15 protein-coding genes are annotated in these 23,273 nt (G+C 67.3%); 7 read left to right on the top strand and 8 right to left on the bottom strand.

Features of this window, described 5'->3' with window-relative positions; genetic code table 11:
• Nucleotides 1-5: 5 nt before the first annotated feature.
• The 4 genes from CAP40_RS19860 to dgcN form a co-directional block, all read right to left on the bottom strand.
• Nucleotides 6-2,828: a TonB-dependent receptor domain-containing protein gene (locus tag CAP40_RS19860; RefSeq protein WP_086131349.1), complete on the bottom strand. Its 2,823-nt coding sequence runs from the start codon at nucleotides 2,826-2,828 to the stop codon at nucleotides 6-8.
• A gap of 103 nt (nucleotides 2,829-2,931) precedes the next feature.
• Nucleotides 2,932-4,572, bottom strand: coding sequence for an amidohydrolase family protein (locus CAP40_RS19855; protein WP_086131302.1), 1,641 nt, complete (start codon nucleotides 4,570-4,572; stop codon nucleotides 2,932-2,934).
• Nucleotides 4,573-4,607: 35 nt separating this feature from the next.
• Nucleotides 4,608-5,597, bottom strand: a complete 990-nt coding sequence (dgcA, locus tag CAP40_RS19850) for an N-acetyl-D-Glu racemase DgcA (protein ID WP_086131301.1) — start codon at nucleotides 5,595-5,597, stop codon at nucleotides 4,608-4,610.
• Nucleotides 5,555-6,592: an N-acetyltransferase DgcN gene (dgcN, locus tag CAP40_RS19845; protein ID WP_086131348.1), complete on the bottom strand. Its 1,038-nt coding sequence runs from the start codon at nucleotides 6,590-6,592 to the stop codon at nucleotides 5,555-5,557. Before dgcN ends, dgcA begins: the two co-directional genes overlap by 43 nt.
• 276 nt (nucleotides 6,593-6,868) lie before the next feature.
• Here dgcN and CAP40_RS19840 point away from each other — a divergent pair, with 276 nt between their 5' ends.
• From CAP40_RS19840 to CAP40_RS19820, 5 genes are all read left to right on the top strand, one after another.
• The gene (locus CAP40_RS19840; RefSeq protein ID WP_256924408.1) at nucleotides 6,869-7,423 is read left to right on the top strand and encodes an RNA polymerase sigma factor; all 555 of its coding nucleotides are present in this window, start codon (nucleotides 6,869-6,871) and stop codon (nucleotides 7,421-7,423) included.
• On the top strand, nucleotides 7,420-8,385 hold the full coding sequence (locus CAP40_RS19835; RefSeq protein ID WP_086131300.1) for a FecR family protein: 966 nt from the start codon (nucleotides 7,420-7,422) through the stop codon (nucleotides 8,383-8,385). Before CAP40_RS19840 ends, CAP40_RS19835 begins: the two co-directional genes overlap by 4 nt.
• Nucleotides 8,386-8,510: 125 nt before the next feature.
• Nucleotides 8,511-11,783, top strand: a complete 3,273-nt coding sequence (locus tag CAP40_RS19830) for a TonB-dependent receptor domain-containing protein (protein ID WP_086131299.1) — start codon at nucleotides 8,511-8,513, stop codon at nucleotides 11,781-11,783.
• A gap of 124 nt (nucleotides 11,784-11,907) precedes the next feature.
• The gene (locus tag CAP40_RS19825; RefSeq protein WP_144034465.1) at nucleotides 11,908-12,336 is read left to right on the top strand and encodes a hypothetical protein; all 429 of its coding nucleotides are present in this window, start codon (nucleotides 11,908-11,910) and stop codon (nucleotides 12,334-12,336) included.
• A gap of 223 nt (nucleotides 12,337-12,559) precedes the next feature.
• A complete protein-coding gene (locus CAP40_RS19820) occupies nucleotides 12,560-15,112 on the top strand; it encodes a TonB-dependent receptor (protein WP_086131297.1) in 2,553 nt (850 codons plus the stop codon).
• Nucleotides 15,113-16,003: 891 nt separating this feature from the next.
• Here CAP40_RS19820 and CAP40_RS19815 read toward each other — a convergent pair.
• On the bottom strand, nucleotides 16,004-17,317 hold the full coding sequence (locus tag CAP40_RS19815) for a M20/M25/M40 family metallo-hydrolase (RefSeq protein ID WP_086131346.1): 1,314 nt from the start codon (nucleotides 17,315-17,317) through the stop codon (nucleotides 16,004-16,006).
• Nucleotides 17,317-20,136, bottom strand: a complete 2,820-nt coding sequence (locus tag CAP40_RS19810) for a TonB-dependent siderophore receptor (RefSeq protein ID WP_086131296.1) — start codon at nucleotides 20,134-20,136, stop codon at nucleotides 17,317-17,319. Before CAP40_RS19810 ends, CAP40_RS19815 begins: the two co-directional genes overlap by 1 nt.
• Before the next feature lie 121 nt (nucleotides 20,137-20,257).
• On the opposite strand from CAP40_RS19810, the gene CAP40_RS19805 reads away from it, so the two are divergent.
• Entirely contained in the window at nucleotides 20,258-21,250 is a 993-nt protein-coding gene (locus tag CAP40_RS19805; RefSeq protein ID WP_218822191.1) for a cyanophycinase, read from the top strand.
• Nucleotides 21,247-21,684 carry an Lrp/AsnC family transcriptional regulator gene (locus tag CAP40_RS19800; RefSeq protein WP_086131294.1) on the top strand — a complete coding sequence of 146 codons (438 nt, stop codon included), beginning with the start codon at nucleotides 21,247-21,249 and terminating at the stop codon, nucleotides 21,682-21,684. Before CAP40_RS19805 ends, CAP40_RS19800 begins: the two co-directional genes overlap by 4 nt.
• Before the next feature lie 8 nt (nucleotides 21,685-21,692).
• Here CAP40_RS19800 and CAP40_RS19795 read toward each other — a convergent pair whose 3' ends face one another.
• Complete coding sequence (locus CAP40_RS19795) at nucleotides 21,693-22,604, bottom strand: FecR family protein (RefSeq protein ID WP_086131293.1); 912 nt, start codon at nucleotides 22,602-22,604, stop codon at nucleotides 21,693-21,695.
• On the bottom strand, nucleotides 22,601-23,110 hold the full coding sequence (locus CAP40_RS19790) for an RNA polymerase sigma factor (protein WP_086131292.1): 510 nt from the start codon (nucleotides 23,108-23,110) through the stop codon (nucleotides 22,601-22,603). Before CAP40_RS19790 ends, CAP40_RS19795 begins: the two co-directional genes overlap by 4 nt.
• Nucleotides 23,111-23,273 lie beyond the last annotated feature (163 nt).

The raw sequence follows: 23,273 nt of genomic DNA, 5'->3' as shown, positions 1-23,273 counted from the left end.
TCCCCTTACATCTTGAACCGGGCGCCGATGCGGAAGGTCCGCCCCAGCAGGTCATAGATCGACTGGTTGGTGGCCGGCGTCGCATAGGCGCTGCCCGCCGGGCCCGGCGCCACCACCGGCGGATCCTTGTCGAGCAGGTTGGAGACGTTGAAGAACAGCTGCACGTCCCTGCCGCCCATCTTGAAACCCTGGGTGATCGAGGTGTCGAGATAGAAGGCGCCCTTGATCCGATTGTCGTTGATCGTGCGGTGGGTGACGGTGGAGGCCGGGCAGGCGCTGGTGCACTCGACGAAGCTGTTGTCGTACACGCCATCGCTCACCCCGCGCCCGATCAGCGTGAAGTTGAAGTCGTCCACGTCATAGCTGGCCTGGGCGCGGTAGAGCCATTTGGGCGTGCCGCCGGGAGCGTTCTGGCCCACCGTGTCGGTCGGCGCGTCGATGCCATTGTCGAAATAATTCTTGATGTAGCGGGTTGCCATGCCGCGCAGCGAGAAGTTGCCGGGGCCGACGCGGGTCCGGTACGAGGCCTCGAAATCGATGCCCTGCGCCTTCTGCACCGCGAAGTTGAACGGGCTCTCATACACCTGCAGGTTGTTGCCGAAGGCATTGGGCCCGCGAACCACGGCGGCGCAGAACGCCTGGATGCCTTCGTTGCAGCGATCGACGATCGTCTGGGCCGCGACCGACCCGATCGCGCCGTTGATCTTGATGTTGTAGTAATCGACCGACATCGCGAAACCGCGCAGGAAGCTCGGCTGCAGCACCACGCCGACGCCCCATTGATCGGCCTTTTCGGGCTGGAGCAGCGCGTTGCCGCGCGTCGTGCCGGCAAAGGTGACCGAGGCATTGTTCTGCGAGGAATCGATCAGCACGTTGATGCGGGTCGATCCGGCGGTGAACAATTCGCCCAGATTGGGCGCGCGGATGTCGCGCGAGCGGGTGGCGCGGAAACGGATGTCGGGGATCGGCTGGAAGGTCAGGCCGGCCTTCCAGGTGGTGACATAGCCCGAAGTCGAATAGTCGGTCCCGCGCACCGCGCCGTTTAGGTCGAGGCCCTTGATCACCGGCACGGCGAGTTCGACATAGCCTTCGGTCACGCTGTACTGGCCGAAGCTGGGCAGGAAATTCCCGACGAACCAGCCGGTCTGATATTCGGTCGGCACGAAGCCACTCACCTTCTCGCGGCGATGCTCGCCGCCGACCGAGACGGAGACCGGCCCGGCCGGCAGCGAGAATGCGTCGAACGCCAGGTTGGCGGCGACGACGTCCTGCTCGAACTTCTGCCGGCGATAGGGATTGCCGAGGACATAGGCGAGCGCTTCGGGGCTGGCGACGCCGATGCCGAGGCGGTTCAGCGGCACGCAGCCATTGGTCGGCGCCGTCAGCGTCGAACGGCACACGATCGTGCCCGCCGGCACGCCGATCGCATTGCCCGCCGGGGCGAACACTGCGTCCTGCGCCAACGCGAGCCGGGCATTGTTGGTGATATCGCGCGCCATCTCGCGCGTGCGGCTGACGCCCTTCTGGTAATAGACGTCCCAGCGCGCGGTGCCGGCGAACAGCGGGAAGCTGCCATTGGCGCCGACGACATAGCGCTGCAGCTCGCGCTCGGTATCGTTCTTGCGGATCGGCAGGTCGGCATTGCTGGTGCCGAGCGTGAAGCTGGCGATGTTGAGGTTGTTCAGCTGGGTTCGCAGCGCGGCCGGGAGATACGCGTTGCCGGAACTGATCGTGACGTTCGCCTGGTTCAGCTGGACGCCGAGCCAGCCGAGATTCTGCGACTTGGCATAGGAGGCCTGGCCGAACAGGTTGAGCCAGTCGGCGACTTCGAAGCTCACCCGCCCGAACAGGCTCTTGCGGTTCTCCTCCGGATCGAGCGACTGGAAGCCGTTGACCTGGGTCGATTGCCAGTCGCCGCCGATCTGCCAGGGGTCGCGATTGGTGCCGAAATTATACTGGCTGACCGCGCCGCCATAGCCGAACTGGGTGCCGCGCAGCACGGTGTTGAGGATGACGCCGCCCCGCGTCGCCTGGCTGAGGCCCGCCCCGGACACGACAAGGCGCTCGGGCTGGCCGTTGCTCGCCGCATAGGCGGGGTTGTTGATCATGTACCAGCCGCGGTTGTTCCAGTCGCGCGGGACGCCGTGCAGCCCTTCCTTCACTGCGATCTCGCCGTTGAGCAGGATATGGCCGCGCCCGCCGGCGAAGCCGGTGCCGGCGGTCAGCGTCGCGCGGTAATTGGGCGCATCGCCATAAGTGGAGATGCCATATTCGACCGTGCCCTTGAGGCCGGTATATTCCTTGTCGAGGATGAAGTTGACCACGCCCGACACCGCGTCCGAGCCATAGGCGGCCGAGGCGCCGCCGGTGACGATCTCGACGCTCTTGATCAGCCCCTGCGGAAAGGTGTTGACGTCGACCAGGCCCCCGACGGTCGACCCCACGGAGCGTTGACCGTCCAGCAGCACCAGCGTGCGCGCAGTGCCGAGCGCGCGCAGGTTGAGCGCGTTGACGCCCGCGGTGCCGGCCGAGATGTTGAGGTTGGAATTGGCCGGCGTCACGCTGCCGACCAGCGACGGGATCTCGTTGACATAGTCGGCCACGTTGGCGGGCGCGCTCGCCGCCATGTCCTCCGCATTGATCACCGTGAGGGGCGTTGGCGCCTGATAGCCGTTGCGCTGAATGCGCGTGCCGGTGACGGTGATCTCGGTCTGCGGCGCCTCGGCTGCCGGCTCGGCGTTCTGCGCATCCTGCGCATGTGCCGCACCGTTCCACAGCAGCGCGATCGCCAGCGCGGACAGAGAGGCGGCCCTCGTCGATCTTGTCATGATTTCTTCCCCTTCCTCGGTGTAGTCGAGCGATGATGCCATTCGTGCGCCGGTTGCTCCGGCTGCACCGCATCGGCTCCTTCCTGCGGTTCCCGTCAGTCGCTTATCGGCAGCTCCCCGGCCTTGGCTGGCGCGGCAGCGGGCGGCCCCCGGCGGCACCGGTGGGTGCGCCATTGTCGATGGCGACCACGCCGTTGACGATCACGGTGCGCATGCCCGTGGAGAACCGCGCGGGATGGACATAATCGGCCCGCGGCGCGAAGCTGCCGGGGTCGAACGCGATGACGTCGGCAAAGGCGCCGGCCTTGAGCTGGCCCCGCCCCTCCAGGCCGAACATCGCCGCCGTCACGGCGGTGCTGCGATCGATGAAGGCGCGCAAGTCGATGACCTGCTTCTCCTTCACATAGGTCGCGTATTTGCGGGCGAAGGACGCATAATAGCGCGGATGCCCCTGCGACGCGTCCGAGCTCGTCACTACCCAGGGCTGCCGCATGAAGGCGGCGATGTCCGCCTCGCTCTGGTTGAACGACGCCACGCCCGCCTCGCGCTTCCGCAGGATCGCGATGGCGGCGTCGATCGGGTCGGCGCCGGTGCTCGTGGCGATCTGCGCGAGCGTCCTGCCCTCCGCATCGGCCGGGCCCGAAGTGATGAGCAGCGACGCGGGGCCGCCGCGCCGGCGCAGATTGTCGGCGATCTCCGGCCGCATCCGCGCCATCGCGGCGGGGTCGTCGAAGCGCCGGAGCATCGCGGCGCGGCCGCCATCCTGCGCCCAGCGCGGCATCAGCGCCGCCGACAGCCCGGTCCCCGAGGCGGACCAGGGATATTGATCGGCATGGACCACCTGCCCGGCCTTATGGGCAGCTTCGATCTGGGCGATGATCGCCCCGGCCTGACCCTGCACGTCGACGCCCAGCGCCTTGATATGGGCGATGTGCACCGGGATGCCGGCCTCGCGCCCGATCTCGATCGCCTCCGCCACCGCGCCCTTCAGGCCGATCGTGTAGGAGGATTCGTCGCGCAGATGGCTGTCATAGATGCCGCCCTTCTCCGCGGCGACCCGGGCCAGCGCCACCACCTCGTCGCGCCTGGCGAAGCTCTGGGGGGCGTAGAACAGGCCGGTCGAGAGGCCGAGGGCGCCCTGGCACATGGCCGTGGAGACCAGACCCTGCATCCGGGCGAGTTCTTCCGGGGTCGGCGCGCGATCGTCGGGGCCGATCACCTTCAGCCGCACCGCGCCCAGGCCGACATAGGTGGCGAAGTTGATGCCATAATCGCGGCTCGACTGGCCCAGCGCGGCCTCTCCGTCACCGCCCGAGCCTCCCTTTTCGCGGCCGAAGGTCCGGGCGACATCGGGGTCGCCGCCGCCGTCCACGCCGATAAAGCCAGTCGTCACGCCCTGGGTGAGGAACGGCAGCACCAGCCGCGCCGCGGGATCGCCGGACGCCAGGGCGCCGTTCACATGGGTGTGGGTGTCGATGAAGCCGGGCGCGACGATCAGGCCGGTCGCATCGATGATCCTCCTGGCGCTGCCCTGCGCCCTGGGCCCGACATAGACGATGCGATCGCCGCGGATCGCCACATCGCCTTTGAACGGCGCGGCATTGCCCGGATAGATGGTGCCGCCGCGCAGGATCAGGTCGGCGCCCGGTTCCGGACCGCCTCCGCGTGCGAGGGCAACTCCGGCGGCGGTGGCCAGCAGGATGCCCGCCGCCACGCCAATCTTCAGCTTTCCACCCCGAACCATCCGACGCCTCTCCCCTTGTTGCCTGTTGCTTCCGGCTATGGCGCTCCCCAGAATCCGGGTTCCGGCGGCGACAGCACGCCCCGTTCGCCACGCACGCCGCCCGGCCGGTCTTCCGCCAGCCACAGCGGCCCGTCGAGATCGACGAAACCCGAACGGGCGGCGATCACCAGCGCGGGCGCGATCGACAGCGAGGTCGAGATCATGCTGCCCGTCATCACGCCGAGCCCGGCCGCCGCGGCGGCCTCCGCCAGCGCGAGCGCACCGGTGAGGCCGCCCGTCTTGTCGAGCTTGATGTTGATCACCTGATATCTGCCCGCGAGCGCCGCGACATCGTCGGCGATGTGCGCGGATTCGTCCGCCGCGATCGGGATCAGCGGCGCGAACCCCTCCAGCGCATCATCCTCCCCCGCCGGCAGCGGCTGTTCGAGCAGATCGACGCGCAGCTCGACCAGCATCGGCTGCAGCCGCTCGATCTCGGCGATCGTCCAGCTCTCGTTCGGGTCGACGATCACGCGCGGCCCCGGCGCCACCTCGCGCACGCGGCGGATCTGGGCCTCGGGGTCGCTGCGATCGACCTTGATCTTGATCAGCGGCACGTCCGCCAGGCGCCGGGCCGCCGCCGCCATTGCCTCGGGCGTATCCAGGCTGACGGTCATGGCCGTCGCGGTCGGCCCCAGCGGCGCCATGCCGAGCAACTCGGTCACGCTGCGCCCGGCCAGCTTCGCCTCGAGGTCCCACAGCGCGCAATCGACTGCGTTGCGCGCCGCGCCGGCCGGCATCAGGGTGAGCAGTTCCTCGCGGGAGGCGCCACCCTCGATCGCGCCGCGCACCGCCGCGATCTCCGCCAGGGCGCCCGCGATCGACTCGCCATAGCGCGGATAGGGCACCCCCTCTCCCCACCCGACCGCGCCCTCGGCCGCGATCGAGACGGTCACCACATCGGCGACCGTCTTCACGCCCCGCGAGATGCGGAAGGGCGTGGCTAGAGCGAAAGCGTCGCTACGCGCGGCGAGGCTTCGAAACATTGGTCGATCCTGTCGATGATGGAGTCCACACCCATGGCGAAGGGGTCCGTGCAGGGCAGGCCGAGCGCATCGGCGGTCTCGGCACAGAGCCGCTCCGCTTCCGCGCGCGGCAGCTTGGACGTGTTGAGCGCGACGCCGACCGCCTGGACCTCGGGGCTGGTGAGGCGCGCGACGGCCAGATTGGCCTCCAGCGTCTCCCTGAGCCCCGGCACCGGATAATGCGGCAGGCCGCGCATATGGGCGCGCATCGGATCGTGGCAGAGCACCAGCGCCGCCGGCTGCGCACCGTGCAGCAGGCCGGTGGAGACGCCCGCGAAGGAGGGGTGGAACAGCGAACCCTGCCCCTCGATCAGATCCCAGCCGTCATCGGTGCGCGCGGGCGAGATGTCCTCGATCGCGCCCGAGATGAAATCGGCGATCACCGCATCGAGCGGCACGCCGCTGCCCGCGATCAGGATACCGGTCTGGCCGGTCGCGCGGAAATCGGCGGCCATGCCCCGCGCGCGCATGCCGCGCTCGAGGCAGAGCGTCGCGTACATCTTGCCCACCGAGCAATCGGTGCCGACGGTGAGCAGTCGCTTGCCCGCGCGCCGCTTGCCATTGCCGACGGGGATGCCGGGCCGGGGATCGCGCACATCGTGCAGCTTGCGCCCATGGCGCGCCGCCGCCGCGACGATCGCCGGCTCCTCGCGCAGCCGGTGGTGCAGGCCGGACGCCACGTCGAGCCCCGCTTCGATCGCCGCGATGGCATCGGCCACGAGGTCGGCGCTCATCCGGCCGCCGGCATTGGCGATGCCGAGCACCAGGGTCCTGGCCCCGGCGGCAACCGCCTCCGCAAAGCCCATGCGCGGCAGGTCGAGCGTCAATCCGCAATCGTCGTGCCGAAATTCGCCGACGCAATCGTCCGGCCGGAACACCGCCAGCCCGCGAGAGGTCTTGATGCCCACCTCGTCGTTCGAATGGCCGAGATACAGGAGATAAGGACTGGCAATCATTGAAAACCCCGATTGATGCCGCGGATCGCATGATTGCCGAAACACGGGCCGGCGCCACGTTCGAAGGCCGCGCTGCAGCATAACCATTCGTTATGGACAGGCGGAGTTGAGATGCGTGCCGCGTAAAAATACCGCGGGTTGCAATAAGGAAATTCACTGGTCAGGTATCTGTGCAGTACGGACGACAAGAAGCCGCGTAGAAAAGAACAAAAAAGCAGGAGAGGCACGACGAAGAAGGAGGCGAACTTCGAACGACGCCGCCTGAGGGCGACGTGGGTGGCGGAAACGGTGATCCCGTACGAGAGCACGGTACGGGCATGGCTGGTGCGCGCGCGCGTTTCGGAGGAGGATATCGATGACATCGTTCAGGAAGCCTATTGCCGCCTCGCCGCGCTCGACACGGTCGACCATATCACGCGTCCGGGCGCCTATTTCTTCTCGATCGTACGCAACCTGCTGCTGCAGCGCCTCAAGCGCGGCCGGATCGTGTCGATCGACATGATCGCCGAGATCGAAACCTATGCGATCGACGACAGCCCCTCGCCCGAACGCGAAGCCGCGGGCCGGCTGGACTATGCGCGATTGCGCGCGATCATGGCCGGCCTGCCCGAACGCTGCCGGCGCATCGTCGAGATGCGCAAGATCGAGGGCATCTCCCAGAAGGAGATCGCGCGCCGCGTGGGCGTCAGCGAGAGCGTGGTCGAGAACGACGTCCATCAGGGCATCCAGACGATCCTGCGCGTCTGGCGCGACGAGGATCGCCGGGTGACGGCGTGGCTGAACGGCTTCGAGGCCGGCACGCCGCGCGCCGACGGGGCGCGCCGGTCATGACGCACCAGAGCGCCCGCGAGATCCAGGACGAAGCCACGCGCTGGGTCGCGCGGATGGACGGGTCCGAATGGAACGACATCGACGAAGCCGAGCTCGGGCTCTGGCTCGAAGTGGATCCGCGGCGGCGGGGCGCGCTGCTGCAGGCCCAGGCGGCCTGGGCGACGCTCGATCCCCTGCGCCCGGCCAATGCCGACGACGCGGAAGCCGACGCGCCGATCGACCGCGCCCGCACGGGCCGGCGGCGTTTCCTGATCGGTGGCGGCGCGGCAATCGCGGCATCGCTTGCAGGCGGGGCGTTCCTGCTCGACCGCGGCACCGAATATGGCACGCAGATCGGCGAGATCCGCCGCGTGCCGCTGGCCGATGGCTCGACGATGGTGATCAACACCGCCAGCCTGGCCTCGGTCGATCTCGAGGAGGCGCGCCGCCTGGTCCGGATCCGGCAGGGCGAGCTGTGGTTCCAGGTCGCCAAGGATTCGAAACGCCCCTTCCTCGTCGAGGCGGGAAAGATCCGCGTGCAGGCCGTGGGAACCGCCTTCGCCGTCCGCCGCCGCCAGGCAGGGGCCGACATCACCGTGACCGAAGGCGTGGTGGAAGCCTGGGCGAACGGCGCCGCCGCGCCGCATATCCGCATCGCCGCGGGCGAGCATGCCTTCCTGGCCGACGATGCCGCGGTCGTCCGCGCGCCTGCGAGCGCGAGCTCGGTCTATCGGGCGCTTGCCTGGCGCGAAGGCAAGATCGACCTTGCCGGCGTCACGCTCGCCGACGCGGCCGCGGAGTTCAACCGCTACAATCGCCGCCAGCTCGTCATCGTCGACCCCGGCATCGCCCGGGAAAGCTTCGACGGCACGCTGCGCACCGACGACCTCGAAGGCTTCGCCATGGCCGTGCAGGAAAGCCTGGGCGTACCGATCGACCTGAGCGATCCGAACGAAATTCGCCTCGGCCGCCCGCGAAAATAAGGAAAATCGCCGCCGGGGACTCTTGCGGAATAACGGGCGCAAAAAAGCCCGCAAGGGAGAGGAAAAACATGGGGATTATGCGGGGGCGTGCCGCCCTGTTGGGGGCGACTGCCTGTATCTTCGTAATGACGGCGCCGGCGGCTTCGGCGCAGCGGCGCAGCTTCGACGTGTCGGCGCAGGCCGCGGAAACCGGCATCGTCGCGCTGGGCCATCAGGCCGACATCCAGATCATCGCCGCCCGCAAATATACCAGCGGGAAGCGCACCGCCTCCGTGCATGGCGAGATGACGATCGACCAGGCGCTCGGCGCGCTGCTCGAGGGCACGGGGCTGGTCGCGCGCCAGACCGGCGCCAAGACCTATGTGGTGCTGCCCGCCGCCGGCGCGGTGACGCCCACCTCCAGCGCCCCGCCCGCCCCCGCCCGGCCCACCCAGGTCTCGGGCACCAGCGAAGCGCCGGGCGTGGCGCAGGACGATAGCCCGACCGAGATCATCGTCACCGCGCAGAAGCGCGAGGAATCGATCCGGGACGTGCCGATCGCGGTGTCCGCATTCTCCGCCCAGGCGCTCGACGACCGGAAGATCGAAGGCGGCTCGGAACTGCTGCGGGCCATTCCGAACGTCACCTTCTCGAAAAGCAATTTCAGCATGTACAATTTCTCGATCCGCGGGATCGGGACCAAGGCGATTTCGGCGTCGAGCGACCCGGCGGTCGCAGTGAGCTTCAACAACACGCCGCTGGTGCGCAACCGGCTGTTCGAATCGGAATTCTTCGATCTGGCCCGCGTCGAGGTGCTGCGCGGCCCGCAAGGCACGCTCTATGGCCGCAACGCGACAGCCGGCGTGGTCAATGTGATCCCCGCGCTGCCGGACGCCCATTTCGGCGCCGAGGTGAAGGCCGAGGTCGGCAACTACGGCACGATGCGCCTGAACGGCATGCTCAACATTCCGATCGGCGACACGCTGGGCATCCGCGTCGCCGGCGCCTGGACCAGCCGCGAGGGCTTCGACTACAACAGCTTCACCAAGCGGGACGTCAACGGGCGCAACCTGTGGTCGACCCGCGGAACGGTGCAATGGATTCCCAGCGACCGGTTTCGCGCGAACCTGATCTGGCAGCATTTCGACGAGGACGACAACCGGGCGCGCACGGGCAAGCAGCTGTGCACCACCGATCCGGGCCCGGCGAAGGTCGGCAACGTCACGATCACCAATCCGAGCCTGCGCGGCAAGCTGAGCCAGGGTTGCCTGCCGGGCTCGCTCTATGACGATGCAGCCTATGGCGTGCCCAACGGGCGCAGCCTCGTCTATCTGAAGGTGCCCTCCGACATCCTGCTCGGCTTCCAGCCGAACCCCGCCCGCCCCGACCGGCGCGGCGGCCCGCGCGTCAACGTCCTCAAGGACGCCGACCCTTTTGCCGGAGTGACGCAGTCGCGGAACCTGCGTGAGATATCGACCAGCTACGACCCGGTGTTCCGCGCGACGAACGACGTCTACCAGCTCAACCTCGAGTTCGTGCCCGCCGAAGGGCTGAAGCTGGTGTCGCAGACCGCCTATGCCCGCGACCGCTATTATTCGTCGCAGGACTATAACCGGTTCGTCAGCAACCCGATCTTCAACGACTCCTCGCAACTCCTCCTCGACGTGCTCGGCCGGACCATGGACACGTCGGAACTGCCCACGCCGGGCGGAATCTATTGCGATCCCCAGCTCGGCTGCTCCGACCGGATGGTCTCGGTCGACATAAGTCGTTCGCGAAATCGCCAATGGTCTCAGGAGTTCCGGCTTCAATCGAGCTTTAGCGGACCACTTAATTTCAACTTTGGATTGAACTATCTCTATTTCAAATCCAAGGATGATTACTACGTCTTCAACAACATGTTCACCCTGATCGCCGACTGGTATTACAGCCGCGGCGGCACGACGCTCAAGCCGGCGGTCGCGCCCTGCGGCCTTGGCTTCGAAGGGCGCGAATGCCCCTATGTCGACCGCAATCCGCTGGGAAGCCTCGACAATCAGGGCCACAACTATTTCCTGAGCCAGAATGGCGTGCGGATCAAAAGCAAGGCCGCCTTTGGCGAGCTTTACTGGAACGCTGCCGACAATCTGAAGCTGACCGTCGGCCTGCGCTACACGCAGGACGAGAAGGTCTCGACCCAGATCCCCAGCCAGCTGCTGCTGGGCGGCGGCACCGGTACGCCGTTCCCCGGGGACACCACCGGCGGCCGGGTGAACAGCGGCTATCCCGCCCTGCCCGACATCCACCAGAAATGGGGGAAGTTCACCGGGCGCGCGGTGATCGACTGGAAGCCGACGCTCAGCTTCACCGACGACACGCTCCTCTATCTTTCGGCGGCCCGCGGCTACAAGGGCGGCGGCGTCAATCCGCCCCGCGTCGATTTCAACCCGGCGATCGTGCAGTATCAGTTCCTGCCGCAGACCTTTCGGCCGGAATATGTCAACGCCTTCGAAATCGGCACCAAGAACGCCTTTGCCGGCCGCAAGCTGACTCTGAACGCCACGGCATTCCTGTACGATTACAAGGATTATCAGATCTCGCAGATCGTCGACCGGATTGCCTATAACGAGAATTTCGGCGCCACGAGCATGGGATTGGAGCTGGAGGCGGCATGGCGCCCCTCCCGCGCCTTTCGCATCGACGGCAATTTCGGCCTGCTCAAGACGCGGCTGAAAAAGGGCTCGGAGTCGATCGACGTGATGAACCGGACGCAGGGCGATCCGGACTGGGTGGTGCTGCGGCCCTGGCTGCAGGTCCCCTCGAACTGCATCGCGCCGCGCGCGCTGGTGGAGAAGGTCCTGCCGTCGGGCAACGAGATCGCGCTGGCCGCACTCTGCCCGGGCGCGACTCGCATCGGCTCCTACAACCCGGCGGTGGACAGCAAGTTCAAGCTCTACAACACCTATGGCTTCACCTATGATCCGTTCGCGCCCTACAATGCGAGCACGGTCGGCCTGAACATCGCCCAGGGCGGTAGCGGCGCGCCCAATGGCGGGCGCGGCTTCGCCGCCGACCTCACCGGCAACGAGCTGCCCAACGCCCCGCGCTGGACCGCGAATGTCGGCGCGCAATACACTTTCTTCCTCGATGGCGGGGACTGGGAACTCACGCTGCGCGGTGACTATTACCGACAGTCAAAAAGCTATGCGCGCGTTTATAACACCGCCTACGACCGCCTTAAGGCATGGGACAACGTAAATGCAGCCCTGACTTTGTCTCGGCCAAAATCTGACATTACATTTCAGCTATACGTGAAGAACCTTTTCAACAACACGCCGATCACGGACTTCTTCACGAATGCCGATGATACTGGCCTGACGACCAACGTCTTCACGCTGGATCCCCGCATCGTGGGATTCAACATCATGAAGCGATTCTGAGACGAACCGTTCAACGCAATTAATTGTACGTTAAATCTGAATACTCTTGAATAAAATTACAGATTAGTTATAGTCGAGTCGCACTGATAAAACAGTGCGAATCAAATAACGCGGGAGATGATAAATGAACAGGCTCAACAAACTCGTCCTGATTTCATCGGCTGTTGTTGGTTCGACGTTCTTCGGTTCGGCGGCCATGGCTCAGGCCGCGCCGAATGGCGTTCTGAACGGCGTCGTCGTCGCCACCAAGGGCATCACCGTCACGTGCGACCTCAAGCTCACGCTCGATGCGGCCAACAACAAGGGCTCGATCGAGATGAACCCCGGCGACACGAACTGCGCCGCGCTGCACTTCAACAACATGCCGTACACGACGACCTATTCGGCCGGCGTCCTGACGTTCAAGAACGTCGATGTGACCACGATCACCATCGGTGACTGCTATGGCGACATCAGCGGCACCTGGGATGGCAGCACTCTGACCATCAGCGGCGCCGTCCTTCCGCCCCACACGGGTGGTCCGGCCTGCACGGTCGATGGCTTTGCCGCCTGAATGAAGGTGCACTCACCCTCTCAACACTGAAACTCGGCGGGCGCATTGCTTCGGTGCGCCCGCTTCATTTCCCTGCATTGCGGGCACACCCACGTCATGCGGTGCCATCATCGTCCTTGCCTCCGGCCACAAGGCAGCGCGCCTTGATTTGACCGGAGCATTAGTCATTACGGGTCCACGGCGTCGTATCGGGGGAATCCGGAGTGCGGAAAGTACGCGGTCTATGACGCCTCTGGCCCGTTTCTCCGTGCTGCTGTCCCTCGCACTGCCCATGACGCTGCCCCAGGGTGCCCGGGCGCAGGCAGCGGGCGAGAAGCTGGGCGCGGCCACCGGCCCCCAGGACCACCCCTCTCCCCCCGAAGCGCAGCCGGGCGACGAGATCGTCGTCACCGCCCGGCGCTATGGCGAAGCCAGGGTGGCCGCCGAGACGGAGTTCGGCGAGGACGAGATCGCCAGCCACGGCGCGGACAGCATCCAGGACCTGCTCGCGCGCCTGACGCCCTTCATCGGCAATGGCGGCGGCGACGACGAACCGGTCCTGCTCATCAACGGCCGGCCGGCGGACGGCGACCGCTCGATCCTGTCCTATCCGGCGGAAGCGCTGAACCGCCTCGCCGTGCTGAAGCCGGATGCCGCGGCGCAATATGGCTATCCGCCCGGCCGGCGGGTCGTGAACCTGGTCCTGAAGCAGCACTTCGCCAGCCTGAACCTGGATGCGGGCATGACCGCGGCGACCGCGGGAGGGCAATATGGCGGCGATCTTTCCGCGGGCCGGGTGACGATCGACGGGCCGACCCGCTGGAACGTGCAGGCGCGCATCAGCCGGGACTCGGCACTCCGCAAGAGCGCGCGCAGCCTCCCCGCGGCCGCGGGCATCTTCGACGGCACGGGCTATGTCACCGCGCCCGGCGGCGGGGAGATCGACCCGGCGCTCAGCCTGCTCGCCGGCCGGCCGGTCAGCCTCGCCGCCATTCCCCCGGGAGCGGCATCGCAGGCGCCGACGCTCGCGGACTTCGCCGCCACCGCAGACCGCACGCATCCGGTCGATCCCGACGCATATGAGACATTGCTGCCGTCGAAGCGCTCGATACTGCTCAGTGCCGGCGTCACCCGCCCGCTGGGAACGTTCTCGGCATCGCTGAACCTCAACGCCACCAGCATCGAGAGCAACGGGCTGCGCGGGCTGCCCATGGCTTCGATCGCGATCCCGGCCGGCAGCCCCTGGTCGCCCTTCGGCAGCGACGTGCTCCTGGTGCGCCCCCTTGCCGGCGAGCGGGCGCTGCGCAACGACAACAGCGCGCAAACGCTGGCCACCTCGCTGACGCTGACGGGCCGGATCGCGGATTGGCAGGTCACGCTCTCCGGCGGCTATGGACGCAATTGGACGGACAGCCTGCTCGAGCGTGGAATTGACACGCGCAGGGTGCAGCAACTGGTCGCCGCCGGCGATCCCGCGTTCAATCCCTATGTCCCGTGGGGCAGGCAGTTCCTGCTGGCAGGGCGCAATCGCGCGCATGGCGACAATCTCTCCGCCCGGCTCAACGTCATCAAGACGGCCATCGATCTCCCGGCCGGCCCCCTGACCGCCAATGTCTCGATCAATGCCAGCCGCAACAGCCTGGAAAGCCGCAACGGGGACCTCTCGGGCAATCCCGTCGTCACCGATCGGGCATCCAGCCGGATCGACGGACAGATCTCCCTGAACGTCCCGCTGTCCCGGCGCGGAAAGGAGGGCGCCGGCCCGCTGGGCGACCTGGCGCTCACCCTGCTGGCGGGCGGCCAGTCGCTCTCGGGCGGCAGCCTGCAGAAGCGGTTCGGCGCCGGGCTCACCTGGACGCCGCATCCCGTCCTCCAGCTTCGCGGCACGCTGGAGGATGTCGAGGCGGCCCCCTCGCCCGAACAGCTCGACGGCCCCGTCGTCACGACGATCAACCGGATCTACGACTATGCGCGGCAGGAAGCGGTCGATGCCATATGGATCCTGGGCGGGAACCCCAATCTAGGCCGCGGCCGGCGCCAGAGCCGCGCGCTGACGGCAATGGTGCGCCCGCTGGAGGACCAGACGCTGACGCTGAACTTCGGCTATAGCGAGCAGGTCGCGAAGGGCGGCGTCGCGCCCTTCCCCGAACTGACGCCGGCGATCGAGGCCGCATTTCCGGAGCGCGTGACGCGAGATGCCGCCGGCCATCTGGTCTCGGTCGACGCGCGTGCCATCAATCTCGCCCGCGATACCAGCGCGGAGCTGACTTCGGGCATCGCGCTGCTGCTGCCGCGCCGCGGCAAGGCCAGGCCCGCCGGGGCGAGCGCCGATCCGGTGCGCTGGAGCATCTCGCTCAACTATCGCCGCCGCCTGAAGAGCGAATTGCTGACGCGCGCCGGCATCCCGCCGATCGACCAGCTCGGCCCCGACAGCGGCCAGTCCCGCGATTTCGTCTCGCTCCAGGCCACCGCCGGGAAGCGCGGTATCGGCGCAACGCTGAACGGGAACTGGAGCGGTTCCGCGCGCCTGCGCAACGCCGGGCCCGGCGGCGCCTATCGCTTCGCCCCCTCGTCGATCCTCAACCTGTCGCTCTTCGTCGAGCCGGAACACATCCTGCCCGGCGCGGCGAAGACGCCCTGGCTGAAGAATGTGAAGCTGTCGCTCGACATCCGGAACCTGTTCGACGGCTATCGCCGGGCGACGCTGGACGATGGCAGCATCCCGGCCGGATACACGCGCCACCAGATCGATCCGCTGGGGCGCACCGTGCGCCTGTCCATCCGGAAGCGTTTCTAGTTCAGCGATATGAGGTGCCACCCATACCCCTCTCCCGAAGGAAGAGGGGGATCGCCACCGCAGCGAAACATGCAGCAAATGCACCAGGTAGCAGATAATCGCCGCGATGGCGGCGCAACTGCTGGCTAGTTTCCATCCATTCCGCCGAATCGCCCCTGGGAAATACCGCCGTGCGGACCGTCATCGCCGCCGCCTCCTTTCTCACCGCCCCCACTCCTCTCAGCGGGCGTAGCCTTTTCAGCAGCAGCGGTCCCTTCGGTGGGTGTTTTGGGAAAGGGAATATTTAGCTTATTTTCCAAGTCCTGTTCGAACTTCACCTCAGGGTCCTGCCATTTCGGGTCCGAGGGGTCCCCCGTAGTGGCGGGGCCATCCTCGTCACTCCCGGGCGATGTCGTTGAGGTGGGCGGAGTAGTAGTAGGTGGACCACTTGCCATTTCGACTCTCCCAATAGCTACCGGGAAAATGCGCTCATTCTTTTAGAATGTCGAATCCGTTGAGCAGGATAACTCCATCAATACCACCAATATGCTGCTTGTATCTGTGAGAGCGCGAAGTGCATTGGCGCCGCAGATAGGTCCGATATGAGAATTATCGGGACCACTAAATAATCCCGTCACTACTTGGTCTCCCGAAGAATGGCTCAATTCATCGGAATCGACCGTTCTTTTCAGTTTCAACGGTTGCGTTGGTGCGCGTGTTACATAATGTCGCGCCGAAGGCAGTCGTGGGGGAGGAAACGCCGCGAGCATTCCCCCTCCGCCCGCTTCGCTGGCCCCCAGTGCCGCGTCGCCCGTGCCCCGGGGCACGGGCTTGGATTGCCGGGGGCAATCCAACCCGAAACTCCCTCCGGGGGGAGGATCGTTCAAGCGCCGATTGGTGCTGGATTACGCCTCACCGCCTGGCCGGCCGCCCGGCGCCCAGGCGGGTGATCAGGATGGCCGCCCGCTTGGCCTGGCGCCGGATGCTCGCGAGGTCGACGGTCTCGCCCGGCGCATGATCGCCCGTGCTGTAGGTGCCGAGGCCCGCCAGGCTGTCGACGTCATGGGCGACGAACGAGATGTCCCCGGCGCCGCGCTTGAGCGGGTCGAGCGGCGCCATCTCGGCCAGGCCGAGATCGCGGTTGACGCCATTGAGCGCCGCCAGCAGCGCCTGGTTGCCCGCGGTCGGCGCCATCGCCGGATAGCCTTCGCCGAATTCGATCCTGGCAGCGGTACCCGGCGCGTGCGCCGCGACGATCGCCTCCATCCTCGCGCGGACCCGCGCGGTCTGCTCGACGCTCAGCGTGCGGAAATCGCCGGTCGCGACGGCGGTGGCGGCGATGATGTTGGTCTTGCCGGCCGCCCTGGCATTGCCGCTCTCGTCGATCGTGGCGCTGGCGCCGCCGGCAATCACTCCGGCGTTGAAGGTGAGGTTGGGCTCGGGCAGCTCCTTGCGGAAGGCAGCGAGGATGCGCGCCAGCTCGTTGATCGCGCCGTCGCCGAAATCGGGGCCGAAGATCAGCGAGCTATGGCCGGTCTTGCCGGTCGCGGTGATCCGCCAGTCGGTGACCGAGCGGCGGGCGATCGAGCCCATGTCCTTGCCGCCGTCGATCACCAGTCCCTCGAAATCGAGCGCGACGTCGGCGCGCTTGCCCGCGGCGATCAGATCGGCGCGCGCGATGCTCTGCGGGCTCCCGGCATCCTCCTCGTCACCGGTGAGCACGATCTCGATATTCGCGTCCTTGAGCGTGCCCGCCGCCTGCATCGCCCGCAGCGCCGCGACCATCACGACCATGCCGCCCTTGTCGTCGCCTGCGCCCGGGCCCACGGCCTTGTCGCCGGTGCGGACGAACTTCTGGAAGGGCGAGCCCGGCTCGAACACCGTGTCGAGATGGCCGATCAGCAGGATGCGCCTGCCGCCCGGCTTGCCGCGATGGACCGCGATCAGATGGCCGGCGCGCTGGACGGCATCCATCGGCTTCCAGCTGACGGCGAAGCCGAGCGGCTCGAGCTCGGCGCGCATCATCTCGCCGACCTTCGCCACGCCCTGCAGGTTCAGCGTGCCGCTGTTCTGGTCGACCAGCCGGGCGAGCAGCGCCACCGATCGCTCGAACTCGGCATCGACCGTGCGGTCGATCGCCTTTTCGGGCTTCGACAGCCCCTGTGCCGCGGCGGGCGCCCCCGCCAGCAGCGCGGAGGCGAGAAGGATCGCTCCGGCCCTGCGGATCACAGCTTGGCCCCGCCCATCTTGTAGGTCAGCTGCACGTAGAAGCTCCGTCCCACCCCGTCGAACCACGAGATGTCGTAATAGGGATAGGCGCCATAGGTGCGGTCCTTGATCGGGTTCTGGTCGAACAGATTGTTGATCGTGCCCGACAGGCGGAAGCGCTCGGTGATGTTGTACTGGGCCGACAGGTTGAAGAGGTAGCTTGCCTTGATGAAGGCGTTCTCGTCGTAATTGGGCAGCTTGCCCAGACGCTGGCCGGTCAGCGTGGTCGAGAATTTGCCGAGATCCCAGCTGAGGCTCGCGGTGCCCTTGTCGCGCGGGATGTCGTAGCCGCTGTCATAGGTCAGCTTGTCGATCACCGGATCGCCCGGATATTGGCGGATCGTGTGGTTGAGCACATAGGTGTAGCTCGCCGCGAGCGCGAAGGTGCCGATCCCGGTCGTGGGGATGCGCAGGTGCGCGGCGAAATCGATGCCGTCGGTGGTCTCCCGCGCCACGTTGATCGGATTGATGTAGACGCCCTGGAGCTGGCCATCGAGCGCGCCGCCGACATAGCGCTGCACGCGCGCCTTGGCATCGAGGCAGGTCGGCGAATTGCCGTCGACCGGGCTGCCCGCCGCGGTCTGGCCGAGGCGGCAATCGGCCTCGTCGCGCAGGACGCTGTCGATGTTCATGTCGAGCACCTGGTTCTTCATCGCGACCCGGAAATAGTCGACCGAGATGTCGAAGCGCCGCGACGGCTGCCACACCATGCCCGCGTTGAGCGAGGTCGAAGTCTCCGGCCGAAGCCGCCGGTTGCCCGAGCGGTGCGAGACGATGCCCTGATCGGCATAGCTGCAATCGGGGATGTCGACGCCCGGCTCGTCCCTGCGGCACAGATAATAGTCGGTGCCGGACGGGTGGGTGTTGCCCGGCCCGCGGAAGACATAGTTGAGATCGGGTGCGCGGAAGCCGGTGCCATAGGCGCCGCGGACCATCAGCGACTTGGTCGGCCGCACCACCGCACCGAGATTGTAGGTGAACTTGCCGAAGCCGTTGCCGGCGAAGCTGTAGTGATCGTAGCGCGCCGCGGCATCGAGCTCGAGGAAGGAGAAGGCCGGGATGCGCAGCTCGCCGCCGGCGCCCCAGTGCTGGCGCGTCCCCTTCCCGTCCGAATCGACCAGCCCGACATAATATTGGGTAAGCGCGAGCGGATCGGGCTTCAGGTCATAGCCCTGGTTCCCCACTTCGGCGCTGACAGCGAAGCCGACCGGGCCGCCGGGCAGGCGGAACAGTTCGGTATTGTTCACCGTGGCGGCGACGTTGTTGACCCAGGATTTGGGCCGATAGATCGAATCGGCGGTGATCGAGCGATATTCGGCCGGCGTCAGCGGCGTGTAGAGCCGCGTGGGATTGGCGTTGAACTGGGCATAGCCGGAGTTCGGATCGACGCCGACCTGCGGGCCGAGGAAGAAGGCATTGGCCTTGGAGATCACCACCTGGGGGAAGGCAATCCGCGCGCTGTATTCGGCGTGGTTGAGGCTGAACTCATAGTTCCACGTGCCGCCGAAGCTGCCCTTGATGCCCGGCGTGACATTGTAGCTGAACGAGCGGTTGCGGGTCATGCCCGCATCGAACCCGCCCATTTCCTCGGGCGTGAACTGACGCGACCAGTTGTCGAGCTGGTTGCCGCTGTCGGTGTCGCCGGGCGCCAGATAATTGGGATTGTAGAAGGTGCCTTCCTCGTTTCCGTCGGGCGCGACGTAGGACCAGGAAAGCACGTCGCGGAACAGCTTGAGGTTGGAATAGCTGGCCTGGAAATCGAGGAACAGCTCGGCACGATCGCTCAGCGTATAGCCCATGGTGCCGAAGCCGCTGGCCGATTGCCGCTTCGAGAGCATCGTGCCGTAGGCGACCGATGCGTTGCTGCCGCAGAAATAGCCGTCGCCGGAGATGGTGTCGCGCCGCGGCCGCGCGGCGTAATAGGTGGTGCCGCGGTTGAGCGACGACAGCCGGTCGCACGTCGCCTTGCCGGGGTTGATGTAATAGAGATACTCGTCGGCGCGCAGGAAGGTCCGGCGGGCCAGCGGCGCCCCGGTGGGGTCGTCGGCGGTCGAGTCCTGCAGCTTGCGCTGATATTGCCATAGCGGCCGCTGGTCGAGCAGCTCGAGGCCGACCACGCCGTGGAAGCCGCCGGTCTCCCAGCCGGTGGTGAGGCTCAGTCGCTGCGACGACCCGCCGCCATGCTCGGTCGCCCCATAGCGATAGTCGATGCGGGTGCCGTCGGGCTTGGACTTGAGCTGGAAGTTGACCACGCCCGAGATCGCGTCCGACCCATAGATCGCCGAGGCGCTGCCGCTGAGGATCTCCACCCGCTCGATCAGCCCGACCGGGATGTTCGAGATGTCGGTGAAGTTGCTGTTGCCGTTGAAGGGCAGCGGGAAGTCGGCGATGCGGCGGCCATTGACCAGCACCAGCGTGTGGTTGGGGCCGAGCCCGCGCAGATCGACCTGCTGGGCGCCGGGTGTGAAGTCCGCGCCCGAGAAGCTCTGCTGGCTCTGCGTCTCGCCGCCATTCTGGGTGATCGCGCGCAACACGTCGGGCACGCTCTGATAGCCGCCGCGCAGGATGTCGTCGGCGGTGATCGTCGTCACCGGCGCGGGTCCTTCGCCCTGGATGCGCGGGATACGCGAGCCGAGCACGACGATCTGGCCCTCGCCCTCGCTCGCTTCCTGGCCGGTCGCCGGCACGCTCTGCTCGCCCGACACCGCCTGCGCCATCGCCGCGACCGGGAGTGCGACCATGCTGGTCCCCGCCAGCGCCACCGCCACGAACTTCATGTACCGCATATATCGACCCCCTGATGCGTTTGTGACATATTGATAACGAGAGCGATCAAAATGAAACAATAAAAATGCAGTTTGGCTATGCCATACGAACGAATTGCAAAGGACTATGGCCGTGAAGACACTATTGCGCCTTGCCCTGGCCGTGCTGGCCCTGCTCGCACCGGCGGCGGCATCCGCCCGGCCGGGTGAGAGCTACAGCTATTATGCGATCGGCGATCTCGCCGCCGCGCGGAGCGGCCCGACCGCCCCGGCACTGATGCTCGTCGGCGGCGGCGACTGGGATTATGGCGCCTTCCGCTGGTTCGCCGAACGGGCCGGGCACGGCCATATCGTCGTGCTGCGCGCCTCGGGCGAGGGCCAGGCGGGCGAGGAGATCTACGGCCAGGTCGGCGGAGTCGCCTCGGTCCAGACGATCGTCTTCCACAGCCGCGCGGCGGCGAACGACGCGCGCGTGCTCGACATTCTCGCCCGTGCCGACGGCATCTTCATCGCGGGCGGCGACCAGGCCAATTACGTCCGCTACTGGAAGGACACGCCGGTCGCCCGCGCGCTCGACGCGCATGTCCGCAAGGGGCGGCCGCTCGGGGGCACCAGCGCGGGGCTCGCGATCCTGGGCGGCACCGCCTATGGCGCGATGGATGGCGGCAGCATCGACAGCCCGGCCGCGCTCGCCGATCCCGCCGGGCCGGCGGTGACGCTGGTCACCGGCTTCCTCCACATGCCGCGGCTCGCCCATATCGTCACCGACACGCATTTCGCCAAGCGCGACCGGCTCGGCCGGCTCGTCGCGTTCGTCGCCAAGGCACGGCTGCGCGACCCGCGGGCGATCGGGCTCGGCGTGGACGAAGGCGCGGCACTCTGCGTCGAGGCGGACGGCAGCGCGAAGCTCCACGCCCCGCCGGGTGGCCATGCCTGGCTGGTCCAGCCCCGTGGCACGGCGCGCCTGCGCGCGGGCAAGCCGCTGGACTGGGAAGGCGTGCGGATCACCGGAATCGGGCCCGACGGCGCGATCGACCTGGGCACGCTCCGCGTCATTCGCCCCGCCTTCAACGGCGTCGCGCGCGTCGCCGGCGGCAGGCTGATCGGGGCACCGGGGCCGAAATGACGCTGCGCTCCGAAGAGATCGATCCCCAGATCCTGGCGCTGCTGCGCGAGGATGCCCGGCGCAACGTCTCCGAACTGGCCACGCTGCTGGGGGTTTCCCGCACCGCGATCTACAGCAGCATCGAACGGCTCGAGCGGCAGGGCACGATCGTCGGATACACGGTGCGCCTGGGCGAGGATTATGACCGCAGCCTCATCCGCGCCCATGTGATGGTGAAGCTCTATCCCAAGGCCACCCAGGCGACGATCGACCAGCTGATGACGATGCCCGCGGTGGCCGGGCTCTATGCGATCTCCGGCGAGTACGACCTGATCGCGGTGATCGAGGCGCCGCACGTCAACCGGCTGAACGACCTGCTCGATGCGATCGGGGCGATGGAAGGCGTGGAGCGCACCACTTCCTCGGTCATCCTGGCGACCAAGCTCCAGCGCTGAGGAGCCCCTCAGCGCTGGCGGGATTCGATGGCAACCGCGCCCGGATTGGCGATGAGGTCGCGGATCGCCGCCGTGTCCCCCTGGTTGACCACGCCATAGACCCGCACCGACCCGGCGCGCGGATCGGCCAGGACCAGGCGGTCCTTCGCATAGCGGTTCACTTCCTCGATGACCTCGCTCAGAGGCTCGCCCCGGAAGACCAGCCGCCCACGCGTCCAGGCGACGGCGCTGTCGGCATCGATATCGGCCGCCTGCCGGATGAAGCCCGTATCGCCGCCCGTGCCCTTGGCGATGCCGAACGACAGGCGCTCGCCCTTGCGCGCCAGCTTCTCGATGGGCTCGGAAGTGCCCGGCCGCCCGGGCTCGGACAAGGCGACGCGCACCACGCCCTCCACCACGGTCACCTTCGCCTCGCGCCTGCCCACGCTCACGTCGAACATGGTGCCGACGGCCACGACCTCGCCGTGCCGGGTCTCGACCACGAAGGGCCGGCTCTTGTCGTGCGCCACCTTGAACAGCGCCTCGCCGGCCATCAGCCGCAGCCGGCGCTCGCGCGGGGCATAGGCGACGTCGACTCGGCTGTCCGCCGCCAGCGTCACCACCGATCCGTCGCTGAACGCGATCCGGCGGCGCTCGGCATGGCCGGTCGCCACGCTCTGCACCGTCTCGCGCACGGGCCGCGGATGCGACAGCCACAAGGTGCCGCCGACAACGGCCAGCGCGGCAATGCCCGCCGCCACCCGGCCCAGCCAGGCGGGACGCTGCCGCACCGGCGCCGCGCCCGGACGCTCGAACTCGCCGAGCCAGTTCCAGAAGGCCGATGCCTCGGCCCGGTCCGCCGGATGGAGGTCGCCGTCCCGCCCATCCAGGAACGCCTCGAACACGGCCGAGGCGCGCTTGCCGAGATTGCGCTCGCTCATGCGCCGCGCTCCATCAGATGGGCGAGCCTGTCGTAGAGATGCGCCACCGCGTGGTTGAGGTGCTTCTGCACCATGCGCGGAGAGATGCCGAGCTCGCGGGCGATCTCGCCGGTGCCACGTTCGTCGAAGCGGCGCATCACGAACACTTCCCGGCACCGGGGCGACAACTCGTCCAGCGCGGCCTCGAGCGCGGTCTGGAGATCGGCGACGCGGCGCCGGTCCTCCTGCGCCGGCCGCACCGGCGGGTGGATCTCGGGCCCGAGCGGCACGACCGGCAACGCGCGGCGATGGCGATGGCGATCGGCAATCAGGTTGGCGGCGATGCGGAAGAGATAGGCCTGGGGCTCGTCGACGGTCCGCTCGCGCGCGCTCGCGACCAGCCGGGCGCAGGCTTCCTGCACCAGGTCCTCGACTTCGGACGCATCGTCGACCCGGCGCGCGACGAACGCGCGCAGCGCCGCGCGATAGGCGTCGAACCTGCCGTCGTCCGCCTCCGCCGCCTGCATTTCTGGTCGTCCGGCGGCCAAGCCCGCATCTCCCCTGTCGCGCACCCGCGCATATTCCTCCTGCCATGACGCGCGGTTACGGCAAAGGCGAACCTTGCACGGACGCAACACCCGAAAAAAATTTGGTCCACTTTGGTTCGCGTGTGGGGAGTCCCAGCGTCAT

It is taken from the genome of Sphingomonas sp. IBVSS2 (assembly GCF_002127225.1).
Lineage (GTDB): Bacteria > Pseudomonadota > Alphaproteobacteria > Sphingomonadales > Sphingomonadaceae > Sphingomonas.
Note: the sequence above shows the minus strand (reverse complement) of the source record. Positions and strands in the feature narration are given on the sequence as shown.